Consider the following 25,807-nt stretch of genomic DNA (forward strand, 5'->3'; position numbering starts at 1 on the left):
ATCAGTTTTGAGGATGGGCGATACTTCCGACTTGTTGCTGGAAGCGGATCATCTCTAAAGATCGATCGCCATAAAGGTCTTCAATATGCTCTAAGCAGCAGTCGATCGCAAAATCGTTCAACTCAGCAGGCTCAATACCGTACATATCCTCAAACACCTCTGAGTCTACACGACAAAAGCGCGGGCGATCGGCATAAATTCCGCACTCTCGCGTTTCTTTGTCAAAGTTGACACACCAACCGTCATCACCTACGAGGCTCAAGTAGAGTCCCAATTCTTCCTCTGATAAATACTCGTCTAAGTCAGGGCGCTCTGTGGGGTCGAGGTAACAACAAGCACCGCACTGTTTTACGCAAAGCCAGGTAGCCATAGTTTTATTTGAGATTTTAGATAGACTTTAGATTTTAGATTTTAGATTGGGATAGTAGCTTAGCATATCTATAGATATGTAGGTGATAATTATGTCTTCTTCACAACCTCCATCAAGGGAAAAAAGACCTCTCGGATTGGATGAATTAATTGCGATCCTAGTCGCCTTCGGCACTGTGGGTGGAATTTTATTTTGGGTAATAGGGAAAAAACCCAGTCAATTCGGTATTACCAATTGGCAATTTCCAGCGGTATTCTCTCAACCTGCTGCTGTGTCCGATCGCCCCACAATCTTAACGCCCCCGCCGTCTAGTTCGGATCTGCCATCCCCCCCAGTCCAAGTCATTCCCTCCCCCTCTCCGGGAACTGGTGTTGCACCATTACCGCAAGTTATTGTGCCAATTCCTGTGATTGTCCCTCCAGCTAGCGTTGTTCCCGAACAGGCAATTGTGCCCTCGACTCCGGCTCCGATAATTACCAAACCTAAACCAGCTAAAGGAAAAATCGGTCCGGTCAAATTGTCCGATGTTCCAGATAAGCATTGGGCCCGTCCATTTATTTTAGCATTAGTCGATCGGCAAATTTTTTCAGATGTCACAGACAACAAATTTCGTCCCGACGAACCAATAACGCGAGCGGAACTAGCGCGATTAATTAAGCAAATGTCCGATCAAGAACCGCGTCGCAAAGCAGTTGATTTTAAAGATATCGAATCCGGCAATCCTGCTGCTCCTTTCATCGACTACAGCGTCAAGACAGGATACTTAAAAGGATACCCAAACCAGGAGTTTCGTCCTGACAAACCAGTTCCCCGTGTGGAAGTAATCGCATCTCTGGCTAGCGGATTGAATCTGAAACCATCAAAGACAACGACCAAAACTTTACAGCTTTATACCGACAAAGAAAAAATACCTAAATGGGCAGTTGACCAAGTAGCAGCAGCTACGGAAGCTGGCCTTATTGTCAACTATCCGAAGCGCCAACTTTTGAGGCCAAATACAACAGCAACTCGCGCAGAAGTAGCGGTCATGCTTTACCAAGCTATGGCAAAAAAAGGGAAAGTACCAGCTAAATCTTCTCAGTATGTTGTGCGGCGTTCCAAGGTGTTGAAGTAAATTTTATGGTGGGGTAGGCTTCGGGTGCATCTGTGTTTTGCAAATATATTCGTAGGGGCTTTCGCCTGACGGCTGTAAATCTCTGGTTATCACGAATAAATTGTCTGCGGTCATGCTTCGCCTATGCAAAATCAGGATGCTCCCTAGGCTTCTAGCCTACCCCACCATCAAATCCATCTGTTTGTTTTTTATACCAATCCTAAATCATTTTTGAATTTCTTGCTCCCTCCTCTTAGTAAGGGGAGGGTTGGGGTGGGGTAAAAAACTTTACGACTCCTGCAAGGACTGCTATATTACCTAGAATGAAGAGAGGATTTGAGATCAATCTTGAAAAACCATGATACTACCAGAATAACAAGCTACCCAAACCTGATTAGTTTGCGGATCGTAGGTAATGCCGATGGGACTTGAATTCACATTCACTGTTTGCAAAACTTTCATGTCTCCGGTGCTAATCTTGCTGACAGTATTGGAAGAATAGTTAACTACGTAAATCAGTTTTCCATCATCAGAAATTGTCATGCTCCGAGGCTGACTACCACTCGAAACTTTGTCCACAACTTCACCAGAATCCAGGCTAATTTTTGCGACATTTCCTTCACCATTCAAAGTAGCATAAAGATACTTGCCGTTGGGGTCTATTACCAAATGACGGGGTGAACTACCAACATTTCTTAACCAATTTACCGAAAAATCTCTGAGATTAACCTTGGCAATATCGGCGGAACCCATGACAGCAACATAGGCGGTTTTTGAGTCAGGAGTGACCACAATACCGCGAGGATAGGCTCCCAATTTTACCCGCTCAATTTCGCTGTTTTTCTGAGTGTCAACTACGCTTAAATCCCAACTACACCAATTACTCGCCAGCACCAGCCGATTATCGGGGGAAACAGCATTGAATTTCGGTACAGCACCTACAGAAATTACTTTTTCTATTTTGAGAGTTTGGGTATTGATGCGGTACATGAAACTTTCGTCATGTTTGGCGGCGGGAGAACATCTGTCACTACCGGGATTGTCAAAGCCAGCACCATACATTTGATAGTTTGATATATAGGCATATTTGCCATCATTTGAAAAAGCAGCTTCCACCGGAGCGCCTTGATAATTACCCTTGAATTTGGAAAAACCAAACTTTGATAAGTTTACGCGATCGGGAATGGTCTTGACTAATTTAAAGTTGCGATCGTAGACTGTGATTGTGTGGCTGTACATCATGTTTTGAGCAAAAAACAGCCCAGCACCTGAATAAACAATTGATTTGGGGGATATGCTACCGTAAATCGTTTTTTTCAAGGTCATTTTCCCCTGGCTTTTGGGACGGGGACGAATCAGCTTTTTGGGTGCTACTTGCGGTGGGGGAGTTTCCACCATAAATGGGGGTAAAAATGGATTAGAAAATATCGGTCTTTTGGGTGAATTATTGGAGTTAGAATCTTCTAATTTATTTGGATTTTCCGGGGCTGTAGGTGAGGGGAAAGCTTGTGGTTGGGTGGTCTTTTTTTCGGACTGCTGTTTGGTAGGCGATCGTAATTCGTCTTGATTTTCTGTGGCTATAGAATCTGGTTGTGGGCGATCGGGATTTGGTGTTTTTTGCGCCGCAGATTCTGGGACTGTACCTTCGGGCTTAACTTTCAGTGCAGCCAAGGTTTTTGGGCCGACAATTCCATCAATTTTCAGATTGTTTTCTGCTTGGAACTTTTTCACGGCAGCTTGAGTTACAGAACCGTAAAATCCTGTGGGTGGGCTACGAAAATATCCGGTGTCTTGGAGAGTTTTCTGGAGTTCGGTAACTTCCGGCCCTGAATCTCCTTTTTTGATGGCTAGTGCGGGATTTACTAAGTAGTTAATAATGCTTAAAGCCAGGAGCAAGCATAGTAAAGGAGTAGAGGCTAAATTCAGGTGCGTTGTTGAGTTTTTTCCTGGAGTTTTGCTGGGAGGGGTTTCCCAGGTTTCTGCTAAGTGCAGGTAGGCTAGTCCGTCCATAGTTTTTACTCAGTGGTTTTGGTGATATGATACACCAATTAACATCGATCGAAATGATAAACTGGAAAAGTTTATAATAGGCATCTTCCGAAAACTCGGTTAAGAACAGGCTAGGGATGCTAGTCCCTTCGACCCTTCGACTAGCCTTGGGCGAAGCGGAGTTCTTAACCGCCACGTAGTCGAAGGGGGTCTGTTCTGCAATATTTATGGCAGAGGTATCGCCTGCGGAATTGAGAAATCTTTTTAATAGTGTGAGGAAGTTGGAGTGATTAATCATGTTGAATAGGGAACAAACATCGCCAGAAGCACTGCCTAAAGAATGTCCGCCGAATTTACTTTCGGATGGTTATGGTGGACTTTGCCAGCGGGCTTGGGTAGAAATTGATTTAGCAGCTTTAACTCACAATGTAAAACAGCTTAAAAATATTTTATCTCCCCGATCGCAACTGATGGCTGTGGTGAAAGCTGATGCTTATGGACACGGTGCGATCGCTGTTAGTCAAACAGTTTTGCAAGCCGGTGCTAGTTGGCTGGGAGTGGCGACAATTCCAGAGGGAATTGAATTGCGAGAAGCGGGGATTACAGCGCCGATTTTGGTGCTGGGGGCAACTTATACTACAGAACAAGTAAAAGCGATCGCCCATTGGCACTTGCAGCCGACTATTTGTACTGTCAAACAAGCTCTCATATTTTCGGAAGTTCTCGCTACTCTCAATCAATCTTTGCCGGTTCATGCTAAGTTAGATACGGGAATGTCTCGCTTGGGTACACCTTGGCAAGAATCCACAGAATTTTTGCAGTTAATCCAGAGTTTACCTCATTTAAAATTGGCTAGTGTTTACTCTCACTTGGCGACAGCAGATAGTCCAGACCCAACTATTATGCTACAACAGCAGGAGAATTTTGAACGGGCGATCGCCCAACTTAAGATAGCAGGAATTAATCCCGATCGCCTGCACTTAGCAAACTCGGCTGCTACCCTGGCTAACCCAAACTTGCATTACGATTTAGTCCGAGTTGGCTTAGCTAATTACGGGCTTTATCCAGCACCTCATTTACAAAATGTGGCTAATTTAAAACCCGTCATGCAGGTAAAAGCTAGGGTGACACAGGTGAAAACAATAGCAGCCGGAACTGGTGTCAGTTACGGCCATCAATTTGTCGCTCAGCAACAGACGCAAATTGCGGTAGTTGGCATCGGTTATGCTGATGGCATTCCCCGCAATCTTTCTAATAAAATGAAGGTGTTAATCCGGGGTAGTTTTGTGCCACAAGTGGGGGCAGTGACTATGGATCAATTAATGCTGGATGTGAGTTCTCTTCCCGATCTAGAAGTCGGTGAAGTGGTGACTTTGTTGGGTAAAGATGGAGGAAATGAAATTAGCGCTGATGATTGGGCTGGGATTTTAGGAACCATTTCCTGGGAAATTCTATGCGGTTTTAAACACAGATTGCCGCGCGTAGCAGTATCATAATTATTTGTTGTTGGTTATTGGTTATTAGAATAAACTACAAAACAACAAATAATATCAAATCCGGTAGCATCTGAATGATTCAGATCTCTATTCTCTCCCTCTGTGTCCTCTGTGTTCTCTGCGGTTAAATCACCTGACGATGCAGCCGGAAACGATATAATATCAATTCCTGTCTTCATTGGAATTATTCATTTCTCTCCGCTCTCTCTGTGTTCTCTGTGTTCTCTGTGGTTAAATCATTCCGATGCAACCGTCAACAATATAACCAATAACCAACAACCAATAACAAATTAATATGATAGCGATCGCCAAATTTCAAGTAATAGCCCAAACCTTCTATTCCCAACTAGATACAGAAAGAATTCAAGCCCTGCAAGTCGCCCAAGAACTTTCCAAAAAATTCATAGAATTGGGGTTTGATATTGTCCCTAAGCTGCTGTGGGCCATCGGCATTTTGTTAATGACGCGGTTTGCGATCGGGATTGCGGGGCGCGTGACTCGCCGAGCCCTGAGTCGCACTGAAGCCACGTTACGCAAATTTTTAGTCCAAGCTGCTGAAATTACGATTTTAGTAGTCGGAGTCATCGCCACTTTGAGTCAGTTGGGAATTCAAACTACCAGTGTGGTTGCTGTGGTGGGTGCTGCTGGTTTGGCGATTGGTTTGGCTTGGCAAAATACTTTATCACACTTTGCTGCTGGGGTGATGTTGATTAGTTTACGTCCTTTTGAAGTGGGAGACGCCATCGAAGGTGGGGATGTTAAAGGAGTTGTAGATGCGATCGGCATTTTTTCCACCACCTTAGTGACAGACGATCATGTCAAAATAATTGTACCCAACAATAAGTTATTTGATGGTACCCTGAAAAATACCACGGCAATGGGGACTAGGCGGGTGGACTTGAAGATTGATATTGGCGATCGCCCCATCCGTCCAACTGTAACCGAGTTATTAGAAATTGTCCAATCTCATCCCCTAGTTTTGGACAATCCGCCCCCTACTTGTTTGGTGGCTGAGATTACTCCCGATTCCACTATTTTGTCTCTGCGCCCTTGGTGCGCCTCCGTAGCTTACGAACAAGTGCGATCGCAAATTCAAGAACAAATCAAAGAAGCCATGAAAGCCGACAAAAATCAATAATAAATGTCAATCTCAAAACACACATTTAAAATCAATCCGAGGTATTTCCCATGAACAAGTGGTATCCCCAGCAAATTCTTCAAGAACCAGGTGTCAGGATTTCCCCCGCCGAAAAACAAAAAATTCTCAGCAAATTTCCACCTCCCGACGACAAGGGTCAAATCTATGCCGACGGCATTTTTGAAGGTGGTGGCGTGCGAGGAATTGCCTTTTTAGGAGCCCTCAGATGCTGCAACGATTTGGGCATCCGTTGGCGCAAATTAGCCGGCACATCTGCCGGTGCAATTACCGCAGCAGTTTTGGCTACAGACTTGTCAATCGATGACTTAGAAGAATTACTAGGACAGCTTGATTATAGCATATTTCTCAGCAAAAAAAACAGCCCTCTAATTTTAAATGGCGACCCAGCAGACGACTTGCAATCTCCAGTATGGACCTTACTTTTCCTAACAATTAGTCGCCAGATGGGAGAATACTCCTCCTTACCTTTCCGACAGTGGCTGGAATCCACCCTAGCCAAAGGTGATTTACGAACTTTTGCTGATGTCAAACAACAGGTAAAAGACCGAGAATTAAAAGTAGTAATATCCAACCTGAGTCGCGGTGAAATGTTGGTCATTCCCGACGATTTACAGCGGAGAGACTCGGCGGATGCTGATGCTTTGTACGAACAGTTGCGACTCAAAAGTGCTGAAGATTTTAGCGTAGCTGAAGCCGTGCGCTTGTCCATGAGCATTCCGCTATTTTTTGAACCAGGAAAGCTGGGGGATGACATCATTGTAGACGGAGGAATTTTGAGTAATTTCCCGCTGTGGATTTATGACAAACAATCCGGTGCAAATCCCGTACCCCCACGCTGGTTTACCTTTGGGTTTCGATTAATTGATACTGGTATTGAAAATCAAGTTAATATTAACAGTCCCGTGTCGATGTTGTCGGCGATGTTCACCACCATGATGAAAGCCAGAGACAGGTATCACCAGCGGGAGATGGATAAAGGTAGGGTAATTAATATTGACGTGACTGAAGCTGAGGTGACGGCGACTCACTTTAACCTGGATGGCGATCGCAAAGCTAAACTGTATCGGTTAGGATACTTACATACTAAAAGATTTTTTCTGAGTTCCAATTTTAGTTGGGAAAAACACTTGAAGGCTAGGGGATTTGGAGATTAGTCTTGTTTCTTTCAGCTAGGGGAATCATACCAAATCCGTTGACATCGGAATTATGATTTCTCTCTTCTCTTTCTCTGTGTCCTCTGTGTTCTCTGTGGTTTAATAATTCCGATACAACCAGAAACGATATAAGCAATCAAAAATGGCTGGTAAATACACCAGCCCATCCCCTAATGTGAGATGTTAAATTCAAGCTAATTTAACATCTCACATCTCAAATCAATCTAGCTTCTGTCGGTAGCAGCCGCTGGCTCAAAACTCGGAACCACAATCTCACCATTCTGCTTAGTCAACTGATTGTACAGTCTTTCAGTATTGGGGAAATTAGCAGCCGGTAGAGTCGGGAAGCGACGGTAAGGAACAGTATCCTCACCAAAAGCCTCAGCATATTCAACGGTGAGTAACATCGCGTTGATAAAGCCCTTAATCCCTTTACTTGCCAAGATTTGGTTATAAGTCCGAATCTCCGCTTGATTCAGAGGAGCACGGCCCAAGAAGTGCTTAGTACCCAACTCAATCACCTTAGTATTTGGATAAGGTGCATAGAACTGTTTCACGTAAAGTGGCGAGCAACCTAAACATTCAATGAACTCTTTGAGGTTGATTTCATTGTTGCCAAGTTTGCTTTCCAGCGCCGTGAATTCATTCTTCACAACGTAAGGATTCAAATCGCGTTCAAAAACTTGACGGTAAGCAGCTTGAATTAAAGTTTTCAAAGCTACCTTGTCCGAAGTAGTCGTCAGCTTGAACACCTTAGTTTGTTCGCGGCGCTTGCTGACACCTTGAGCAATCCGACTTTGCAACTGAAGATCTCCAGCATCACTCGCAGTGCCCAGTTCGATAAACCGAGGAGTTTCAGGAGTCGGCTCAACATTGGCCTTCTTCTCACCAAAGGAACCCGATCGCATCGTCCGCATTGACAAACCAGCCGGAGTCAGATAGCGCTCATAAGGGACTGTATCTTCCCCAAAAGCTTCGTTGTACTCCAGACTGTCCATCATTTCATCAACAAGTGCGTAGAAACCCTTCTTAGCGCAAATGTCAAAGTAAGCATTCATTTCCTGACGGCCATAGGTAGGGCGGCCCAGGAGTCGGCGGTGAATATACTCGATCGCCTTACAAACGTAAAACTTGCTCCAGTACATATTGCGGAACACATCGGATTTTGCCAACATCCGAATAAACTCACGCATCGGAATATCGCCGTTTTCCAGCTTAATTTCCGCCACCTTTTGGCGCTGGCCATCGAACACATCGCGACCAAACACTTGCAGATAAGCAGCCCGAATCACCGCTTGAGTCGAACTTTCCGTAAATTTGACACTGGAAGCATTGCTGTAGCTGCTAGAAACACCGCGAGCGGTTTTCTTGGAAGCCACATAGCTGCTGGGTAACTGAGCTAACTTAAAGACCTTCGGTCCCAGAGAACCAGGAGCATTACCACGAGCCGCCGGATTGCTCAATTGATTATCAATCCCCGCACCTTGACGAATCAAGATCCGGCGAGTGTCTTTACCAAAAGGAGCTGGACGGTTCTTAGGATTACGAGTTTCCTTCGGGAAAATCGCCCCAAACTGAATTTCCAGCGGATCATTACCAATACCATAAACGTGCTGGTCTGGCAGAGGCTGAGTGTAGCCAGCAAACAAAGTGATGAACTGAGGCACCTTGCGGAATGGAGCGCTGAAATTGAACAAATCAATTTGTGGGCCCCAGTTGCGACATTCCTGAGCTTCTTGGCCCAAACCACGCAGGTAAGGCACCGTTTCTTCACCGAAGTAGTCGGCATATTCCTGAGAATAGACCATGGCATCTACCAGGGCTGCCAAACCGCCTTTACTGACGATCGCAAAATACTTGCTAAACTCCTCCCGCGAACTCAAACCGCGACCAAGGAAGTGACGTGCGGCCAATTCCACAGCACGGCTGTTGACAAATGGCTCGAAAAATTGCTGACGGTACAGAGGAGATTTGCCAAGGCGGCGAATAAACTCTTTCATCGAGATTTCGCCATTTTTGACCTTGGATTCCAAGTCAGAAATGCTTTGGCTGTAGGCGCGGCTGATATCCCGCTCAAAAACTTGGCGATAAGCCGCCTTGATGACCTCAATCTTTTCACCCGACGACAGACCGGTCTTCATGACGAATTTCGCCCGATTTTCCGCTGCGTTGAAGTAGATTTGAGGCAATTGCAGCCCTTGCTGGTCGTTGGTTTCGCGCTGACGCACCTTCGGTGAAGGCGTGGGGGCTTTGAATTCGGTAATAGCGACGTCAAAATATTGTCCGACGATCGCAGCAGCTTCGCTATCCTTTTTGAAATAGCTTAAAGAAGCTGACTTCATTTCCTGCATTGCCACAATTGTCGCCGCCGACGAGCAAGCATTTTCGATAATTTCCCGCAATCCGCGGACGTTCACCGAAATGATATTCGGGTCGCCTGCGACGATCGCGTAGGTGATATAACGCAGAAACCAGCTCAAATCCCGCAGGGATTTAGTCATGTTCCCAGGGCCGTAGCGCGAGACATTGATCGGCTGAAATCCTGGGGGAATTGGGCCGCTGTAGCCACCGTTACCAGAAAACAGATTTCCCAGTCCCAAGAATCCACCGCCACCGCCATTGCTGCCACCAGCGCGACCTTCAACGTAGGTAACAGTTCCCAGTTTCATGCCTTCAGAGACCGTTGCAGTACCGCCACGAGTCGCCCCAGCCATAGCCATCACAGGTTCTGCTGGTCTTTCCAAGAAAGCCAGCGGGGAACCCCCGGTAAAAATCCGGTTGGCTGCACGGGATACGATCAATTCCGAGTTTTTGGTCAGAGTTGCGGAAATATCGATCCGCAGCGCCCCGGAACTGAAATAACTCGCCAATTCGCTGAGTTCACCCCGCTGTAAAAAGCGGTCTTGCTGTTCTGCTTGCGAAATTGTTGCGACCGGTACAGTTTGATATAGTTGCGGACGCGCAACTGAACTTCCGCCACTTGCTTTTACAGTCATTAGACTCCTTCGCTCCCTATCTAAATCGTTACAGCGTTTGCTCAGACTAATTTTGCCTTTCCCTAGCTTAAGGTTCGGGCCTACTTACTTTCTCAGATTAAAATGTTTTGGGGTTCATTAACCCTAATTTGTTAAAAAGCCTGTCGAAACTTATTGTATAGATTTAATAGGGCCTATATGAGAAAAAATGATAAGTTTTATTACAAGGCAGAGGAAGGAAGAAGGAAGAAGGAAGAAGCTAGGTTGCTTCTGTTCAGTCGGGCTGTTTCATTCTCTCGTGTGTTAAGGCTTCTAGCCGTTATGTTATATCCTGGGATTCACCCGACCCCACTCAAAATTCAAGATAATTCCCAAATCTATGGAAACTTCGCCTGATATCAGTGCAGCCGTGCGTCGCCTTTACGATACATTCCCTTTTCCGCCCGATCCTTTGAGTGACGAACCACCACCGGGGTACAACTGGCGCTGGAGTTGGCCGGATGCTTACAATTTTTGCACCGGCCAAAAGCCGCAAAAACTCGATATTCGCATTTTGGATGCTGGCTGCGGCACGGGTTCGAGTACGGATTATCTGATTCACCTGAATCCTGAAGCGTCGGTGACGGCGATCGACCTCAGTTCCGGTGCTTTGAAGGTAGCACAAGAACGTTGTCGGCGATCCTCTTCGAGGGCTTCGCTAACGGGCGCGCGATCGGCAGATTTTCGTCACCTCAGCTTGTACGATGCGGATCAACTCGAAGGCGAGTTCGATTTGATCAACTGCGTCGGCGTGTTGCATCATTTGCCCGATCCGATTCGCGGCATTCAATCCTTGGCGGCGAAGTTGGCTCCTGGTGGCTTGATGCACATTTTTGTGTATGCTGAATTGGGCCGTTGGGAAATTCAATTGATGCAAAGGGCGATCGCACTTCTGCAAGGAACTCAAAAAGGCGACTATCCCGATGGTGTCAAAGTCGGCCGTGAAATCTTTGCTTCTTTACCAGAAAACAACCGCCTTGTCAAGTACGAAAAACAGCGTTGGGCCGGAGAAAATCAGCGAGACGAATGTTTTGCCGATATGTACGTTCACCCGCAGGAAATTGACTACAACATCGAGACTTTGTTCGAGTTAATTGACGCTTCGGGATTGGAATTTATCGGTTTCTCAAATCCGGGATATTGGCAGTTAGAAAGACTTTTGGGCAAAGCACCGGAGTTGATGGAAAGAGCTCAGGGTTTGACGGAACGGGAGCTTTATCGATTAATTGAATTGTTGGATACGGAAATCACTCATTACGAGTTTTTCTTGGGGAAAAAGCCTGTTAATAAGATTGATTGGTCGGATGATAAAGCTCTTTTGGCGGCAATTCCAGAGTTGAGTGTTTGTATGCACGGTTGGCCGAGTCAACAAGTGTTTGATTGCAATTACCAATTGGTCAATTTGTCAAGTGCTGAGTTTGAGTTTCTGCAAGGTTGTTTACCCCCCCCAGCCCCCCCTTGCCAAGGGGGGGAGAAAGAGGTAACGTCCCCTTGCCAAGGGGGGGAGAAAGAGGTAACTTCCCCTTGCCAAGGGGGGGAGAAAGAGGTACAGAAAACTGTGGGGGAGATTTTGGCGGATGTGGAGGTGGGATTGGATGAAGTGCGATCGATCTTATCAAAACAGCTCATATTGCTCACACCGAGTTGAGTCGTAGGGTGCGTCAGTCGCCATTATTTTCGCTAAAAATCGACAATCTTGAACTGACGCACCTTACTTGAACTAGGCATAGGTCAGAAACCGGGTTTTTTACTAAATCTTGGTTAGACACGGTGAATTCTGTGAAAAACCCGGTTTCTCGCTCGGAGTATAATTTCTGTTAAATTCCCAATATTATTAGTAGCCGAAAGGAGGAGACGGCATTGCCCATTGGTGTTAACTTAAGGTATAACCAATAACCCGACAGGGGTTTAAACCCCTGTCTCATAGCGAAAGTCCTCTCAAAGAGGACTGAAGAGTTAGTTAATGTGTATTGGTTTGACGCAAATCTTCAGTCAGTTTCAACTGACTTTAGCTATGAGACAGGGAATTGATTCCCTGTCGGACTCGCGTGCTCACTAACAAACTTGGTGTCAACTTAAGGCCAAACCCTGTCACAGACTACTGTTTGACGATTAAGGCCAGATCCCCCCTAACCCCCCTTAAGAAGGGGGGGACAGGAGTCCGATCAAAGTCCCCCTTCCCCCCTTGGGGGGGGCTAGGGGGGGGTGGGGATTTAGGGGGATCTAGACTCAGGTAAAAACCAGATTTCTCAAGGCTTTCAGGCTTAAGTTGACACCTATGGGCACTGCCGTCTCCTCTACCATTCCGGTGCAACCGGAATTGATATCATTGGGTGTGCTGTATCGATGCTACGCAGCAGTATGTTTGTATCTACGAGAAACGGCATTTAATCTCTGTCTCCATAAATGCTCTCTCTGCTAATAGCTTCATCTGAAAGAGTGGGGAGATTTAGGGTACGATGACTGTCAACCCATTCTTGAAATGCGATCGACCATTCTGTTCGGGTAGCTGTTTCATAAAATGGACGTTGTTGAGGTTCAATTAGCTGTTTGAGCATCGCATCTAGTAATGGTTTAATCTGATCTGCCGTGCGGCTGGTGATTTTTTCCAAAACTTGAGTAATAGTGGGATGATGATAACAAAATCGATCGCACTTTTTAAATTGATTTTAATATTATAACTCTAGCGCAAAGCCTAGGAAGTAGCCGATTGCTCGTTCCCAGGCTCTAGCCCATTGGTGACAACTTAAGACTGAAACCATTGATAAATCTCGCATTTAGCTAAGTCTAGATCCCCCTAAATCCCCACCCCCCCCTAGCCCCCCCCAAGGGGGGAAGGGGGACTTTGAGCGGAATCTTGTCCCCCCCTTCTTAAGGGGGGCTAGGGGGGATCTGAGCTTAATACTCAAACAGCAGTCTGTGATTGGGTTTGACGTTAAGTTGTCACGAATGGGCTCCAGCCTGGGAACCAGTTAATCCTGGATGCACGTACTAGGATTTTCTTTGACATACTCACCGCCCTAAAAGTGCGGCGATTCTTGACACTTCATCGACCGATGCTACCGAAGCAGTCTTACTCTATCTCCATGTCCGTTTAGAGTCTCCTAATGCCCTATGGCGACCTTCTACTCTGCTTCCGGGTTGGAGTTAACCATTGCCCTTTTGGCTGTCTCTAAGTTTGCTCTCATCGTAGCTGTTTCAACGTGTCTTGAGCCTAGAGATCCTTTGAGTATCTGGATATTATAACACAAAGCCGTCCTAAAACGACGGGGCTTGTATCCCAAATTTTTGGTCATTGCGAACGTAGTGAAGCAATCTCAAAGCTGACGCACCTTTCCCAAATCCCAAATCCCAAATGGATTGACACAGGCCCCCAAATGCGGCTACGCTTTGAAGTGAGAGGTTGCTTTGCTTGTAGAGGAAGCAGCCCGCGTCGCCCAAAAATCTAGTTACGCTGCCCAAAGCTGCTGGTAACAGCAATGGACAGCTCACCGCCAAACTGGGACAAGCAGTCTGGAGGCTCCGAGAATCTTAACATTCTCTGTAGCCACCTTGCTTTGCGTTGCTGTGCGGGGTGGCTGGGTTTTTGGGTTTTTCTAGAAAACTCAAAACCAGGAGAACAGAATATGACTCAAGAATTCGTGCCCAACGATGACAAATCCGTTAGCGCATCTCTGGAAGGCTCAAATGACGAATCAGCACCAGTATCGGAACAGGAAATTGTGTGTGTAACGGTTACAGGTTCGCCCAAGGCTGTCAGGGAAACCATACTCACCTTGTACCGGCTGGGATTTGCGGAAGTCGGCGATTGGAGTCCCGTACAGCGGGCGGCGAATCCGAAGCAAGTGATGAGCGTGCTGATTCGTCGGAAGCTGGCTGATGGTAAATCGTCGAGAAAATCTGGACGGTAAGCTGCAAGGTTAAATCCTTGTTAGGGTTTATATCGTTTCCGGTTGCATGGGAATTATTAATTTACTCGTTACCAGGCCAAGAGCCTGGTAACGCATATCTAGAGGCTCTGCCTCCATTTTCCTGATAGATAAGGACGAGGCAGAGCCTCTAGACATCGGTTCCCAGGCTCTTGGCCTGGGAACCAGTCAGTTAGTCAGGTGCGTTAGTAGCCGCAATTAGGAGACGGCAGTGCCGTGTCCCTACAATGAATCTGGGGTAGGGACACGGCACTGCCGTCTCCTCTATATCATTCCGGTGCAACCGGAATTGATATGACGCACCCTACAAGCCAACCAAAAATGACAACCTTGGAGGTTGAAATGCAGACAATCGCACACCCTGAAAAAAAGGTTTACACGCCCGAAGAATATCTCGAATTTGAGGTCAACTCGGAAGAAAGACATGAATATATCAATAGTGAAATTGTCCTGATGACTGGTGGAAATCCAAATCATAATAAAATTGTTGGCAATTTCTACGCTCAGTTAAACGTTGCACTTAAGCATCAGCCCCATCGCGTTTTTTTGATAGACCAACGGCTGTGGATTCCTGGAAAACGCATACATACTTATCCTGATGTGATGGTAGTTCAGGGTGAGTTGCAATTGGAAGAAGGGCGCAGAGATACTATAACTAATCCATTAATGATTGCTGAGGTGTTGTCAAAGTCTACCAGAAGCTATGACAAAGATGGCAAGTTTGCGGCCTATCGTAGCATTCCAAGTTTTCAGGAATATTTACTAATTGACCAGTATGAGATGCACGTCGAGCAATATTTTAAAACAGATGGGAATAGTTGGACTTTTTCTGAGTATGATGATGCTAATGTCACGATATCTCTGAAGTCGCTTTCTTTTCAGTTTACGTTGGCAGATATTTATGATAAAGTTGATTTTGAGTCGGATTAATTAAGTTTAGAGCTTAGGTATGGGGCAGAGAAACCTGATTTTTTAGAGAATTTATTGATAATAATTGAATTGGATTTGCCAGTCGGTTTCAACCGACTTTCGCTATGAGACGGGGAATTGATTCCCCGGCGGGCTTGTGGGTGAATGCAAAAACTATTGAATGCGAAAGATTTTGGGTAAGCCACATAGTCCGACAGGGGTTAAAAACCCCTGTCTCATAGCGAAAGTCCTCTGAAAGAGGACTGATGAGTTCTTTATTTTTTCAGGCGAAGGATACAACTATGTTGTGTTGCTACAGATGATATTTATTCTACCGTTTGTAGGGAAACGGCAGTGCCGTGTCTTGAATTTTGGGTGCTCCTTTGCATCGAATAAATCGAGTTTTTTAGAGAATTCATTGATGATAATTGAATTGGATTTGCCAGTCGGTTTCAACCGACTTTCGCTATGAGACGGGGAATTGATTCCCCGGCGGGCTTGTGGGTGAATGCAAAAACTATTGAATGCGAAAGATTTTGGGTAAGCCACATAGTCCGACAGGGGTTAAAAACCCCTGTCTCATAGCGAAAGTCCTCTGAAAGAGGACTGATGAGTTCTTTATTTTTTCAGGCGAAGGATACAACTATGTTGTGTTGCTACAGATGATATTTATTCTACCGTTTGTAGGGAAACGGCAGTGCCGTGTCTTGAATTTTGGGTGCTCCTTTGCATCGAATAAATCGAGTTTTTTAGAGAATTCATTGATGATAATTGAATTGGATTTGCCAGTCGGTTTCAACCGACTTTCGCTATGAGACGGGGAATTGATTCCCCGGCGGGCTTGTGGGTGAATGCAAAAACTATTGAATGCGAAAGATTTTGGGTAAGCCACATAGTCCGACAGGGGTTAAAAACCCCTGTCTCATAGCGAAAGTCCTCTGAAAGAGGACTGATGATTTCTTTTTGAGGGCTGACGCACGGGGGGCCAGAAACCGGGTTTTTTCGATAATTCTTGGTTGTGATTCGCAGATTCGGCCAAAAACCCGGTTTCTTTGTCGGAGTGCGTAAATCCTGTGAACTTTCGGGGTAAGTTAACTCGACACATCCTCATCCTGAATGCCGCGTCTTTACTCCTTCGCATCGAGCTAACTGCTGACAGTATCGTCACCCAAATTATTGAGAGATTCTTGCAGCGAATCGCGACTATCGCGAAGACGATCGTTGTCAGGAGCAATTGCTAAATATCGATCAAACATTTCGAGCGCTTCTTGCCAACTTTTGAGTGCTTCCTGTCGATCGGATAATTGTTGTTGCAAATCACCCAGCCTTTGTAGCACATTCCCTTTGTTGTTGAGAACACCGATATCATCCGGTGCAATAACTAAAGCAGAATTGTAGGTAGAGATCGCATCAAAGTAATACTGTTTTGCCGCCTCAAATTCACTTAGCTTTACTTGCAAAGCACCCAAACCCGACAGCGCAAGCCCTTTGTTGTTAAGATCGCCGATAGAATCCGGTGCAATAATTAAAGCAGAACTATAGGCTACGATCGCATCAAAGTAATACTGTTTTGCCGCCTCAAATTCACTTAGCTTTGCTTGCAACTGACCCAGACTTAGTAGCACATTCCCTTTGCTGTTGAGAACATAGTTATTATCCGGTACAATAACTAAAGCAGAATTCAAGGCGGCAATCGCCTCCGAATAAGACTGTTTTGCTGCCTCAAATTCTCTTAGCCTTGCCTGCACATTACCCAGAGAGTTCAGCACCATCCCTTTGTTGCTGAGAACATGGATATCATCCGGTGCGACAACTAAAGTTAAATTACAGGTAGCGATCGCCTCTGATAAAGACTGTTTTGCAGCCTCAAATTCTCCTATATTGCTCTGTAACTGACCCAGACTTAGCAGCACAATCCCTTTGTTGTTGAGCGTGCCTTGATCGTCAGGATTTGTGATGACTGCGCGATCGTAAGCTGCAACTGCCTCCAAATACTCTTGTTTTGCTTCTGCATATCGAGCTAACATAGTATAGTAAAATCCTTCAGCTCGTGAAATCAGTCCCAGCGAATAATCACTTTTAATCCACAACTCCTCTCTAACTCCTAGCAGCGATTTGCATTCCCCATAATGACTGTTTCCCAAAGCTTTATTAAACACCTCTTCCCATTCTTCTACACCCCGCTGCCAATCCAAGCGATTAGCATGAAAAATTGCCTCAGCCACATCCCCCAATTCCCGGTAATGCCCCTCTAAAACTTCATGAGCTCTGCGAGTTTTCGGATTATCCCGATCGGCATCCAAGCGCCGCAATAAATCGTGAATCCGATACCAATTATCCCCCCGCTTTTCCGATTTCCACACAAAGGAAAAACTCGTCAAAACCTCAAAATTGGCACTACTTGCGTGGAAGTGACAACCCACTCCCAATTTCACATACAAATCCTCATCAAAAGCGCGGCAAGCACTCAGCGAATGCACCGCCGATCGCACTTCGCGATCCACATACAAAAGCAACCGATCCGTTAACTCCGCAGTCTTATTTTCCAACTTCGGAATCCGCGCAAAATCCGATGCCAGCAACTCAATTCCCCGCCTTCTTTCTGCCAGCACCACATCCGCGCACAAACCCAAATAAAACGGATGTATCTGCAAATTATCCCAACTCTCATCAGGATTGACGCTGGCATATTTAATCACAGCATCAGCCAAATCTGCCTTGTCAATCTCCACTTTGTGCAAGTAATCCCTAGCATCGGCGGGAGACAAATGCCACACCAATTGTGCATCTATATAATCTGCGGGAATCGGAAACTTCGACGCATTCGGCCACCGCAATTGCGTCACCGGACACTCTCGCCCCGCCACAGCAACTACAATCCCCGCTTTGTAATCCAATGCCCTCAACAACCGCCGAAACCACTCATCTTGATACCAAAAAGTTGCGCCTTGAGAATTGCGTTTTTCATCCCACATTTTCTCGTGAGTATCGAACAGCATCACGAGGCGTTCTGGTTTATTTCTACCAGTCATTGCCGCATTCAAATCCCCAGCAAATAATTTCGGCAAACAGTCGATTAATTCAGTATCAATATCTTTGCGGCGAATTTCATCCGCCTTTTCATCGCTGACACCGAGGCGATTTTGAATTAATTTCATCGCCCGCTTAATCCCGCCCAATTTATCTATCCCTTTCAGCACCGCCACAGCTTGCGCCACCACCGGAAATTCCGCAAAAGTTTCAATTGCAGGTGTCAACAATTCCATCACATCATCTGGGAAAAGTTGGCTGAGAGTTGCGTTTGACTCGCCTTTGTTCAGCAAATACCAAAAGCAAGCAAAGTCATAATTGGGAAATTTAAATTTATATTTCTTTGTGACTGCTGCGACATTTCGCCGCAGCATCAGCAAGCCGTAAAATCTATCTTGCGGTTTATCTTCTTTAATCGGTATCAATCCGAAATCGTGTTTGACTACGGGGATGGGAGTGTAGGTTTTGGGTTCTGCATTGCGGACGAAATCAGCAACTTCGGCGGCTTGCGCTTCTGGGAGTGCGCCCCATTGTTGCCAAACCTGCGGCGCAAATTTTTTGCAGCAGTGATACTGCAAGTGTTTTAAGAGCAATGACTTGCCGTTGCCTCCATCGCCGAAAAAATACAAAATTTGTTCGCGGGGCTGGTCTTCGTTTAAATAAAAGGCAAATCGGCGGGTAAATTCGTGTCTGTCTGTGAAGAGTTGCAGTTTGCGATCGTCGCTGATTTCGATTTGAAAATCTTCGTCATCTATTGGCATAATTGTTATTGTTTGGGGGAATTTTATGTTAAGGTGGAGTTGAGTTTTATACCAATTTAATGGGTCGTTGCACATATTCCGATCCCCCTAAATCCCCCTTAATAAGGGGGACTTTGAACGCGCTCTTGTCCCCCCCGAACTCGCGGGGGGTTAGGGGGGATCAAATTCGGGAGCAGCCTCACAAAAAATTGGTATTATCCCTGTAGTGTAACAAATATAGCGTATTCCAAGTTTGTAGGAAAACGGCACGGTCCATTGGTGTCAACTTAAGGTAGAACCGATAGTCCGCCGGGGGTTGAAACCCCCGTCTCAAAGCGAAAGTCCTCTCAAAGAGGACTGAAGAGAAGAATTTTCAACTCATTAGTCCTCATAGCGAGGACTTTTGCTATTAGACAGGGGTTTCAACCCCTGTCGGACTCGTGAACCCACTAACAGACTTGGCGGGCTGACAGCTTAAGTTGACACGCTTTGGGCACGGTCCTGTCCTGAAAGGCTAGTGGCGATAGATCGATCGCACGTATCCTTCATTAATCTCGAATCTGCTATAAATTATGGCTCTAGGGTTGAAAAAGAGCGATCGAGATGGTGTTCGTTAAATACCTGATTTATAGTTAACCACAGAGAACGCAATCGCTCTGTCCAAGCAGGTCATCCAAGATTCGCTAGTCGCCGAGACGGTCAATCTTTTAGGGTCGATTCATCTAACGGCAAAGTTTTACTAAATATTGCTTTATGCACTACCACGACATCATCACAATTGAACCGGGAAAACGCAGTGGCAAACCATGTATCCGGGGAATGCGAATCACCGTCTACGACATCTTAGAATATCTCGCAGGTGGCATGACGGAAACAGAAATTTTGGAAGATTTTTCCGAACTAACTTTAGCAGATATCAAAGCCTGTCTTGCTTTTGCAGCGGATCGTGAAAAAAAGTTATTTGTGGCATCCCTGTGAAACTACTATTTGAAGAAAAACTCTCAGATGCAGCCTTATAATATAATTGAAACAGTGCTACCCAGCTTGTTAATTCAATGAAAATCACTGCGGCCGCCGCTTCTCTCGGATGTGTAAATATTTTAATAACAATAGCAATCCTGGAAGGTAAAAGATGATACAAGCCCACAAACAAAAACTCACCTTTGAAGAGTACCTCACCTATGAGGACGACACCGACAACCGCTACGAATTAATTGATGGAGAGTTAGTAACATTGCCACCAGAATCGGGCCCCAACAATTTCATTGCTAACTATCTACTATTCACTCTGGCTAGTAGCGGGTTCATCCCACTGAGGCTGATCAGAACACATATGTGCGAAATCCAAGTTCCGATCTTGCGGGAGGGCGACGCAGCTAACCGCTACCCAGATTTGGTGGTTTTGCAGCCCGAACACATCTTGCTGACAGCCTCCCGGCTAACCATCACCCAAACTATGCCACCTCCTCAGTTGGTTGTCGAGGTTGTTAGTCCTGGGAGAGTTGGGCGCGATCGCGATTACATTAGTAAACGAGCTCAATATGCAGCGCGGGGTATCCCTGAATATTGGATTGTTGACCCTCAAGAGGAGATAGTAGCGGTACTACGACTAGAATCAGGTGAGTATGTCGAAGTTGGGATGTTTCAAGGGGAACAAACACTTGTTTCTCCAACATTTCCGCAGTTGAATTTAACGGCTGGACAAGTTTTGGGAGGAGAGTTTCAGTTGTAGAATGCGCCAAATTGCATAATTTTCACCTAAGCTACCTTGGGGCAAATTTCGACTTTGACAGTCATACCTACTTTATTGAGCATTGCAATCAGACTGTCAACGGAAAACTGCCCTATTTTACCTTGAGTTAGAGCTTTGATTCGATCGTTGGACTGTTGGAGATGTTGAGCCGTTTGATCGAGAGTCCAACCGCGCTCTTTAATCTGATGAGTCAGGGCGAGAATTAGTTGCGATCGGATTAGTAAGTTATCAGCTTCTTCAGATGAGAATCCGAGGTCTAGAAAGATATTATCGACTGCTTGGGTAATAGTATTTTCGCTCATTGTTCCGGTTTTGCTCGTTCCCAGGCTAGAGCCTGGGAACGCATTCCTTGAGGCTCTGCCTCATGTTTTTGTCCGCTAGCGAGGCAGAGCCTCTGGATCTCGGTTCCCAGGCTACAGCCTGGGAACCAGTTAAATCTAGCAATATAGAAAACCCGATAGGCATTTTCTGTCCGAATCCGAATTTCTTCAACGCCTTTACCTACGATCGACATCGGTTTAAAGTCTGGTGGTTGTATGCCCTGCTGGAGAGTCCAAAGTGAAAAACCGGCTTCTTTTCGGGCATCTTCAGGAAGAGATTGGATTTCTTCGCGGGCAGGGCCAACCCACCGAATCGGCTTGATGGTCATCGAGTTTGTTGAGAATCGAATACTGTGACAATTATACTCAAGTATTGCCTTAAGTATTTTATTTCTTCAGCGCTCTATGTCGGTTAGTTCAGCCGCCGATTTGAGACATGGTGCGGCTGTAATTTCCTTGAGTAGTTCCCGAATCTCGCTGCTTGAAATTAATCTCCGGTTTAATCTCTAATATCTGCTGCACTCGATCGCGCAATTCGCCCGTAGACACCCCATTCCGCAGAGCAGTTTTCAAGTCAATTTGCCCCGTTTCGTTCAGCAGACAAGGCCGCAGCCACCCGTCAGCAGACAAACGCATCCGATTGCACCGATCGCAAAAACACTCCGACATCTGACTAATAAACCCTAAAGTACCCTTCGCCCCCGGAATTTGAAACACATCCGCCGGCCCATTTCCCCGAATTCCCGACTCAGCCAAACCGTATTTATCGTTAATTTGTTGCCGCAAATCGGCCGAAGCAACCCAACCTTTATCGCCAAATAAATCGCTGTTGCCGATCGGCATAAACTCAATAAAACGAACGTGCCAATTTCGGTTAATAGTTAATTCAGCTAAATCCAATATTTCGCCGTCGTTAACACCGGGAATCACCACCACATTTAATTTCAGCGGGTCAAAACCTGCTTCATAAGCCGCTTGAATTCCCTGCCAAACTTGCATCCAGCGCGATCGACCCCGACTACCAATTATCCGATCAAAAGTCTCCGGTTCCAGCGAATCCAAACTAATATTAATCCGGCGCAAACCAGCATTGTAGAGATCTTCGGCCATTCCCGCCAGCAAAAAGCCATTAGTTGTCATTGACAAATCTCGCGTTTCCGGCATCGAGGCGATCGCCCCAACCAACTCCACCACACCAGGCCGCAACAGCGGTTCCCCACCAGTCAACCGAAACTTAGTAAATCCCACAGGTATGAAAACCTCCCGCAGCAAAGTTAGCAATTCCGAGTGACTTAACAACTGCTGCTGCAAAACATAGTCCAACTCGCTACCTTCCGGCATACAATAGAGACAGCGGAAATTGCAGCGGTCTATCAAACTAATCCGAAGGTAGTCTACAGGGTTCATGTCAATAGTTTGTAATATTATTTAATTATAAATCCCGACTTGATTTTCTGCAATTATTGATAGAAACCTCAATTTCTGCTCTATTAACTCTCTTACTCTGCGCTCTCTGCGCTCTCTGCGGTTAAGAAAAAAAATCTAGTTAGCAAATCTAAATACCCATGAGATTCTTTAAATTTGAAGCTGACTTTGTAGAAGCCCTCCGCTGCATTCCCATGCAAGTACGCCTCAAGTTAGATACTTGTGGAATTAAACTCAAGTTGCAAGATTGGAATCATTTTACTCAAACAGAACGCCAAACACTCGTCGAGCTTCCTTGCGTGACAACGGCAGAAATTGCGACTTACCGAGAATATCTCAACCAAATACTGATTCAACATACTGGCCAATCTGGAACTGATTTAGCGATCGATGAACATCCGCCCTGGATGGATGCTGCAACAGTACCAGAATCTGTGACAGCAAAGGCGCAAGAGTTCGGCTTGACTATTACTTTGGCACAATGGAGGGCTTTGGGCGCGATCGAGCGATTTGCTTTAATCAAACTTAGTCGATCGAGCCACGAGAACAAAAACTTTCTCCCCGCTGTTCGAGAATTTCACCTCGTTGCATGAGAAGCCGGACTTCTTCAAGAAGTCCGGCTTCTAGCAGGTTCTACCACAGCGCGCATTTTAGTTTGAACTGCGTCCACCTACTAATATTTTCAAGCTTGTTTTTGAGCTAACTTTCGGCGGCGGCGGGCTACAATCAAACCCCCCAAGGAAAGCAACCCACCAACAACAGTTGTCGGTTCGGGCACTGGTTCCGCTATCGGTTCGGAATTGTCCCAAGTATCCTGTACTATTTCCAGTGGTTGGGACAAGTCGCCGATAATCTCGGATTGATCGAGTAACACTTCAGCGAGAGTGGTTGGGCCAAAGTTTGAGCTAGTTCTGGGTAAGCTATTGAGCATTCCTGTTCCAGCTATTCCCCTGATGACATTCTGAATCCAGTTGCTGTGGGACGACACGCGAGTGGCTGCGGAAATATCGCCGTAGTCAGCATCTGTACGGCCGTCGAGACTGGTAATAAAAGAGTTGACCCCGGCGAGCAGTCCGCCGATAAACATTGCTCCACCACTATCGCCGCTCCCTAACTGATATTCTAAGTTTAGAGGGTTTGTCCAAGGCTCTGAAGGATTGACTGATCGAGGATCATCGAAATCTGACACCAGAATGTCATTGGAGTAGCCTAATCGATTTCCCAATCCGATCATGTTCTGTCCGGCTCGTTTTGTTTTGTATGTTCTGTCAATTTGACCAGTTAAGCCAGTACCTGTATTTCCAAAACCAACATAGCTTCCGACTTGCCAATCCTCGTTAGTACCTGAGTAGAGTGTTGCCGGATTCACATTCGACACGGAAGCATTGAGCTGGAACAAACCCAGGTCAACGCGTTCACCCCCGTTCCCGCTGCTCCGCCATCCTGCGTGCTGAAGAGCTCTGTTTATGGAAATGCTGCGGCCGCCAATCGTAAAACCCGCACCAGCCAGACTTTGTTGGCCACTTTCCAAACAGTGGGCTGCTGTTAGTACCCAGTTGGCACTGATCAGGGTTCCCGAACAAAGTTTGGCGGATGTGCTGCCAGAAAATCTCATTTCCAAGAAGCCGACGCTGGCAAATTGGTTTTGGTTGGCAAAGTTTCTGTACTGGGCGTCGGATCGATCGTGCCGAATCGTTCCGGCGATCGCGCTTCCACAGAGACCCGCTGCTGCCACAAAGGCTGTGACAGTTGATGTAATTAGGTTTTGAGTTTTCACAGTAAGCACCAAGATTGATGTTAAATTTGTTCTCCTATTTGTCTATCTGGTTCACAACTCAATTTTTATGCAAAATTTTTGATTTTGTTACAAAACTTTACATAGATTCGTAAAATATCTACAAACTGTACACCGACTACGTGAGGTAAAAAGGGTGCGCGAAAAGCGATGTCAAGTGTGAGTTTGTGCGATATCCAAAAAAAAATCTGACTCCCTCGACACCAAAACCTAAAAATATTATTAAATTTAATTTTAAGTATTGTTACCAGAGCGTGGTAATATCTTTCTGAGCTTGCAAAGCACACGCCTGCTACCTGCATTAGTTTCTGAGCTTCGTGAACACGCAAAACACACCCACCCAACCCGCACCAGCAACCGAGGAGCTTCCTCAAACTGGCACTGTCTCGACAGTCTCGTCAGAGACAGGTAATTCCCTGCAAGACTTCTATCGCCTTCAACAAGAGTTGTTGGTTTACACCCTTGCGTTTACGGCGATAATTACGATCGCCGTTTGGATCTTTTACTCGCTCAACATTGCCCTGAATTATTTGCTAGGGGCGAGCACAGGTGTGGTTTACTTAAAGATGTTGGCTAGAGACGTTGAGCGAATCGGTAGCCAAAATCAGAAGATTAGTAAGACAAGGCTCGGTCTGCTTATTGGGTTGATGATAGTAGCAACTCGGTTAGACCAGCTACAGATTTTACCGATATTTTTGGGATTTCTGACTTACAAACTTTCGCTGATGATTTACGTGTTGCGAAGTGCATTAGCACCAGACTACAGGTAGGTCAGGCAATCTAGCAATACTCAACTCATAGATTTGGGGAAACCCGTTGAATGGCAATGCTTGACGTTCTAAACACCTTTAATCGTTTCCCCCTTGCAAAATTAGAAGTTGGCCAGCAGTTGTACTGGCAACTGGGCAATCTAAAAGTGCATGGGCAGGTTTTTATAACCTCGTGGTTTGTAATTGCCGTTTTAGTCATAGTTTCGCTTCTAGGAAGCAGCAAAATCCAAAGAATTCCCAGCGGAATGCAGAATTTAATGGAGTATGCGCTGGAATTTATTCGGGACTTGGCTAAAAACCAAATTGGGGAAAAAGAATATCGCCCCTGGGTACCATTTGTTGGTACATTATTCTTGTTCATCTTTGTGTCAAACTGGTCTGGCGCTCTAATTCCTTGGAAGCTGATTAAGCTGCCATCGGGAGAACTCGGAGCACCTACGGCTGACATCAACACGACGATCGCATTCGCACTGCTGACTTCTCTGGCATATTTTTATGCAGGTCTCAGCAAAAGTGGCTTGGGCTATTTCGCCCACTATGTAGAACCGGTGCCTTTCATGTTGCCGTTCAAAATCATAGAAGATTTTACTAAGCCTCTTTCCCTAAGTTTCCGTTTGTTTGGCAACATCCTAGCTGACGAATTGGTTGTAGGAGTGTTGGTTTTGCTAGTGCCTCTATTTGTGCCTTTGCCAGTAATGGTTCTGGGACTATTTACAAGTGCTATTCAAGCTTTGATTTTTGCTACCCTAGCAGCAGCCTATATTGGTGAAGCTCTAGAGGGCGGTCACGGCGAAGAAGAGCACCATTAACTAACGATAAACGACCCAGAATAAGGGAAGAAAAATTAATTTTCTGAACTTA

Annotated in this window: 21 protein-coding genes; 12 read left to right on the forward strand and 9 right to left on the reverse strand. The window is 45.8% G+C overall.

Annotated elements, in window-relative coordinates; all coding sequences use genetic code 11:
- Window position 1 precedes the first annotated feature (1 nt).
- A complete protein-coding gene (locus AAFP11_RS03730) occupies window positions 2–370 on the reverse strand; it encodes a YkgJ family cysteine cluster protein (RefSeq protein WP_341731422.1) in 369 nt (122 codons plus the stop codon).
- 91 nt (window positions 371–461) lie between these two features.
- Here AAFP11_RS03730 and AAFP11_RS03735 point away from each other — a divergent pair, with 91 nt between their 5' ends.
- The gene (locus AAFP11_RS03735) at window positions 462–1,484 is read left to right on the forward strand and encodes an S-layer homology domain-containing protein (protein ID WP_341735809.1); all 1,023 of its coding nucleotides are present in this window, start codon (window positions 462–464) and stop codon (window positions 1,482–1,484) included.
- A 321-nt stretch (window positions 1,485–1,805) separates the two neighbouring features.
- On the opposite strand, the gene AAFP11_RS03740 is transcribed toward AAFP11_RS03735, so the two are convergent.
- Window positions 1,806–3,473, reverse strand: coding sequence for a peptidoglycan-binding protein (locus AAFP11_RS03740; RefSeq protein ID WP_341735810.1), 1,668 nt, complete (start codon window positions 3,471–3,473; stop codon window positions 1,806–1,808).
- Between the two features lie 275 nt (window positions 3,474–3,748).
- On the opposite strand from AAFP11_RS03740, the gene alr reads away from it, so the two are divergent.
- From alr to AAFP11_RS03755, 3 genes are all read left to right on the forward strand, one after another.
- Window positions 3,749–4,948, forward strand: a complete 1,200-nt coding sequence (alr, locus tag AAFP11_RS03745) for an alanine racemase (protein WP_341735811.1) — start codon at window positions 3,749–3,751, stop codon at window positions 4,946–4,948.
- A 295-nt stretch (window positions 4,949–5,243) separates the two neighbouring features.
- The gene (locus AAFP11_RS03750; protein WP_341735812.1) at window positions 5,244–6,086 is read left to right on the forward strand and encodes a mechanosensitive ion channel family protein; all 843 of its coding nucleotides are present in this window, start codon (window positions 5,244–5,246) and stop codon (window positions 6,084–6,086) included.
- A gap of 50 nt (window positions 6,087–6,136) precedes the next feature.
- The gene (locus AAFP11_RS03755) at window positions 6,137–7,261 is read left to right on the forward strand and encodes a patatin-like phospholipase family protein (protein ID WP_341735813.1); all 1,125 of its coding nucleotides are present in this window, start codon (window positions 6,137–6,139) and stop codon (window positions 7,259–7,261) included.
- Window positions 7,262–7,485: 224 nt separating this feature from the next.
- On the opposite strand, the gene AAFP11_RS03760 is transcribed toward AAFP11_RS03755, so the two are convergent.
- Complete coding sequence (locus AAFP11_RS03760; protein ID WP_341735814.1) at window positions 7,486–10,257, reverse strand: phycobilisome rod-core linker polypeptide; 2,772 nt, start codon at window positions 10,255–10,257, stop codon at window positions 7,486–7,488.
- A gap of 358 nt (window positions 10,258–10,615) precedes the next feature.
- Between AAFP11_RS03760 and AAFP11_RS03765 the strand changes: the two genes are divergently transcribed.
- Window positions 10,616–11,923 (forward strand): class I SAM-dependent methyltransferase, encoded by a 1,308-nt coding sequence (locus AAFP11_RS03765; protein ID WP_341735815.1) that lies wholly within the window; start codon window positions 10,616–10,618, stop codon window positions 11,921–11,923.
- 739 nt (window positions 11,924–12,662) lie between these two features.
- Here the strand turns inward: AAFP11_RS03765 and AAFP11_RS03770 are convergent.
- Window positions 12,663–12,887, reverse strand: coding sequence for a hypothetical protein (locus AAFP11_RS03770; RefSeq protein ID WP_341735816.1), 225 nt, complete (start codon window positions 12,885–12,887; stop codon window positions 12,663–12,665).
- Window positions 12,888–13,901: 1,014 nt separating this feature from the next.
- Between AAFP11_RS03770 and AAFP11_RS03775 the strand changes: the two genes are divergently transcribed.
- Both AAFP11_RS03775 and AAFP11_RS03780 read left to right on the forward strand, forming a co-directional pair.
- A complete protein-coding gene (locus tag AAFP11_RS03775; RefSeq protein ID WP_341735817.1) occupies window positions 13,902–14,186 on the forward strand; it encodes a hypothetical protein in 285 nt (94 codons plus the stop codon).
- Between the two features lie 360 nt (window positions 14,187–14,546).
- Window positions 14,547–15,134, forward strand: coding sequence for a Uma2 family endonuclease (locus AAFP11_RS03780; RefSeq protein ID WP_341735860.1), 588 nt, complete (start codon window positions 14,547–14,549; stop codon window positions 15,132–15,134).
- A gap of 1,124 nt (window positions 15,135–16,258) precedes the next feature.
- On the opposite strand, the gene AAFP11_RS03785 is transcribed toward AAFP11_RS03780, so the two are convergent.
- Entirely contained in the window at window positions 16,259–18,904 is a 2,646-nt protein-coding gene (locus AAFP11_RS03785; RefSeq protein ID WP_341735818.1) for a tetratricopeptide repeat protein, read from the reverse strand.
- A gap of 732 nt (window positions 18,905–19,636) precedes the next feature.
- On the opposite strand from AAFP11_RS03785, the gene AAFP11_RS03790 reads away from it, so the two are divergent.
- A complete protein-coding gene (locus AAFP11_RS03790) occupies window positions 19,637–19,861 on the forward strand; it encodes a DUF433 domain-containing protein (RefSeq protein ID WP_341735819.1) in 225 nt (74 codons plus the stop codon).
- A gap of 154 nt (window positions 19,862–20,015) precedes the next feature.
- Window positions 20,016–20,615: a Uma2 family endonuclease gene (locus AAFP11_RS03795; protein WP_341735820.1), complete on the forward strand. Its 600-nt coding sequence runs from the start codon at window positions 20,016–20,018 to the stop codon at window positions 20,613–20,615.
- Between the two features lie 26 nt (window positions 20,616–20,641).
- On the opposite strand, the gene AAFP11_RS03800 is transcribed toward AAFP11_RS03795, so the two are convergent.
- The 3 genes from AAFP11_RS03800 to moaA form a co-directional block, all read right to left on the reverse strand.
- On the reverse strand, window positions 20,642–20,938 hold the full coding sequence (locus AAFP11_RS03800; protein ID WP_242717105.1) for an XRE family transcriptional regulator: 297 nt from the start codon (window positions 20,936–20,938) through the stop codon (window positions 20,642–20,644).
- The gene (locus tag AAFP11_RS03805; RefSeq protein ID WP_341735821.1) at window positions 20,935–21,285 is read right to left on the reverse strand and encodes a type II toxin-antitoxin system RelE/ParE family toxin; all 351 of its coding nucleotides are present in this window, start codon (window positions 21,283–21,285) and stop codon (window positions 20,935–20,937) included. Before AAFP11_RS03805 ends, AAFP11_RS03800 begins: the two co-directional genes overlap by 4 nt.
- An 88-nt stretch (window positions 21,286–21,373) precedes the next feature.
- The gene (moaA, locus tag AAFP11_RS03810) at window positions 21,374–22,363 is read right to left on the reverse strand and encodes a GTP 3',8-cyclase MoaA (RefSeq protein ID WP_341735822.1); all 990 of its coding nucleotides are present in this window, start codon (window positions 22,361–22,363) and stop codon (window positions 21,374–21,376) included.
- A 158-nt stretch (window positions 22,364–22,521) separates the two neighbouring features.
- Here moaA and AAFP11_RS03815 point away from each other — a divergent pair, with 158 nt between their 5' ends.
- Complete coding sequence (locus AAFP11_RS03815) at window positions 22,522–22,974, forward strand: nitrate reductase associated protein (protein WP_341735823.1); 453 nt, start codon at window positions 22,522–22,524, stop codon at window positions 22,972–22,974.
- Window positions 22,975–23,063: 89 nt separating this feature from the next.
- Here AAFP11_RS03815 and AAFP11_RS03820 read toward each other — a convergent pair whose 3' ends face one another.
- A complete protein-coding gene (locus AAFP11_RS03820; protein WP_341735824.1) occupies window positions 23,064–24,158 on the reverse strand; it encodes a S1 family peptidase in 1,095 nt (364 codons plus the stop codon).
- Window positions 24,159–24,493: 335 nt separating this feature from the next.
- Between AAFP11_RS03820 and AAFP11_RS03825 the strand changes: the two genes are divergently transcribed.
- Complete coding sequence (locus AAFP11_RS03825) at window positions 24,494–24,946, forward strand: ATP synthase subunit I (RefSeq protein WP_341735825.1); 453 nt, start codon at window positions 24,494–24,496, stop codon at window positions 24,944–24,946.
- Window positions 24,947–24,996: 50 nt separating this feature from the next.
- Entirely contained in the window at window positions 24,997–25,755 is a 759-nt protein-coding gene (gene atpB / locus AAFP11_RS03830; protein ID WP_341735826.1) for a F0F1 ATP synthase subunit A, read from the forward strand.
- Window positions 25,756–25,807: the final 52 nt, after the last annotated feature.

It is taken from the genome of Microcoleus sp. CAWBG640 (assembly GCF_020883015.1).
Classification (GTDB): Bacteria; Cyanobacteriota; Cyanobacteriia; order Cyanobacteriales; family Microcoleaceae; genus Microcoleus; species Microcoleus anatoxicus.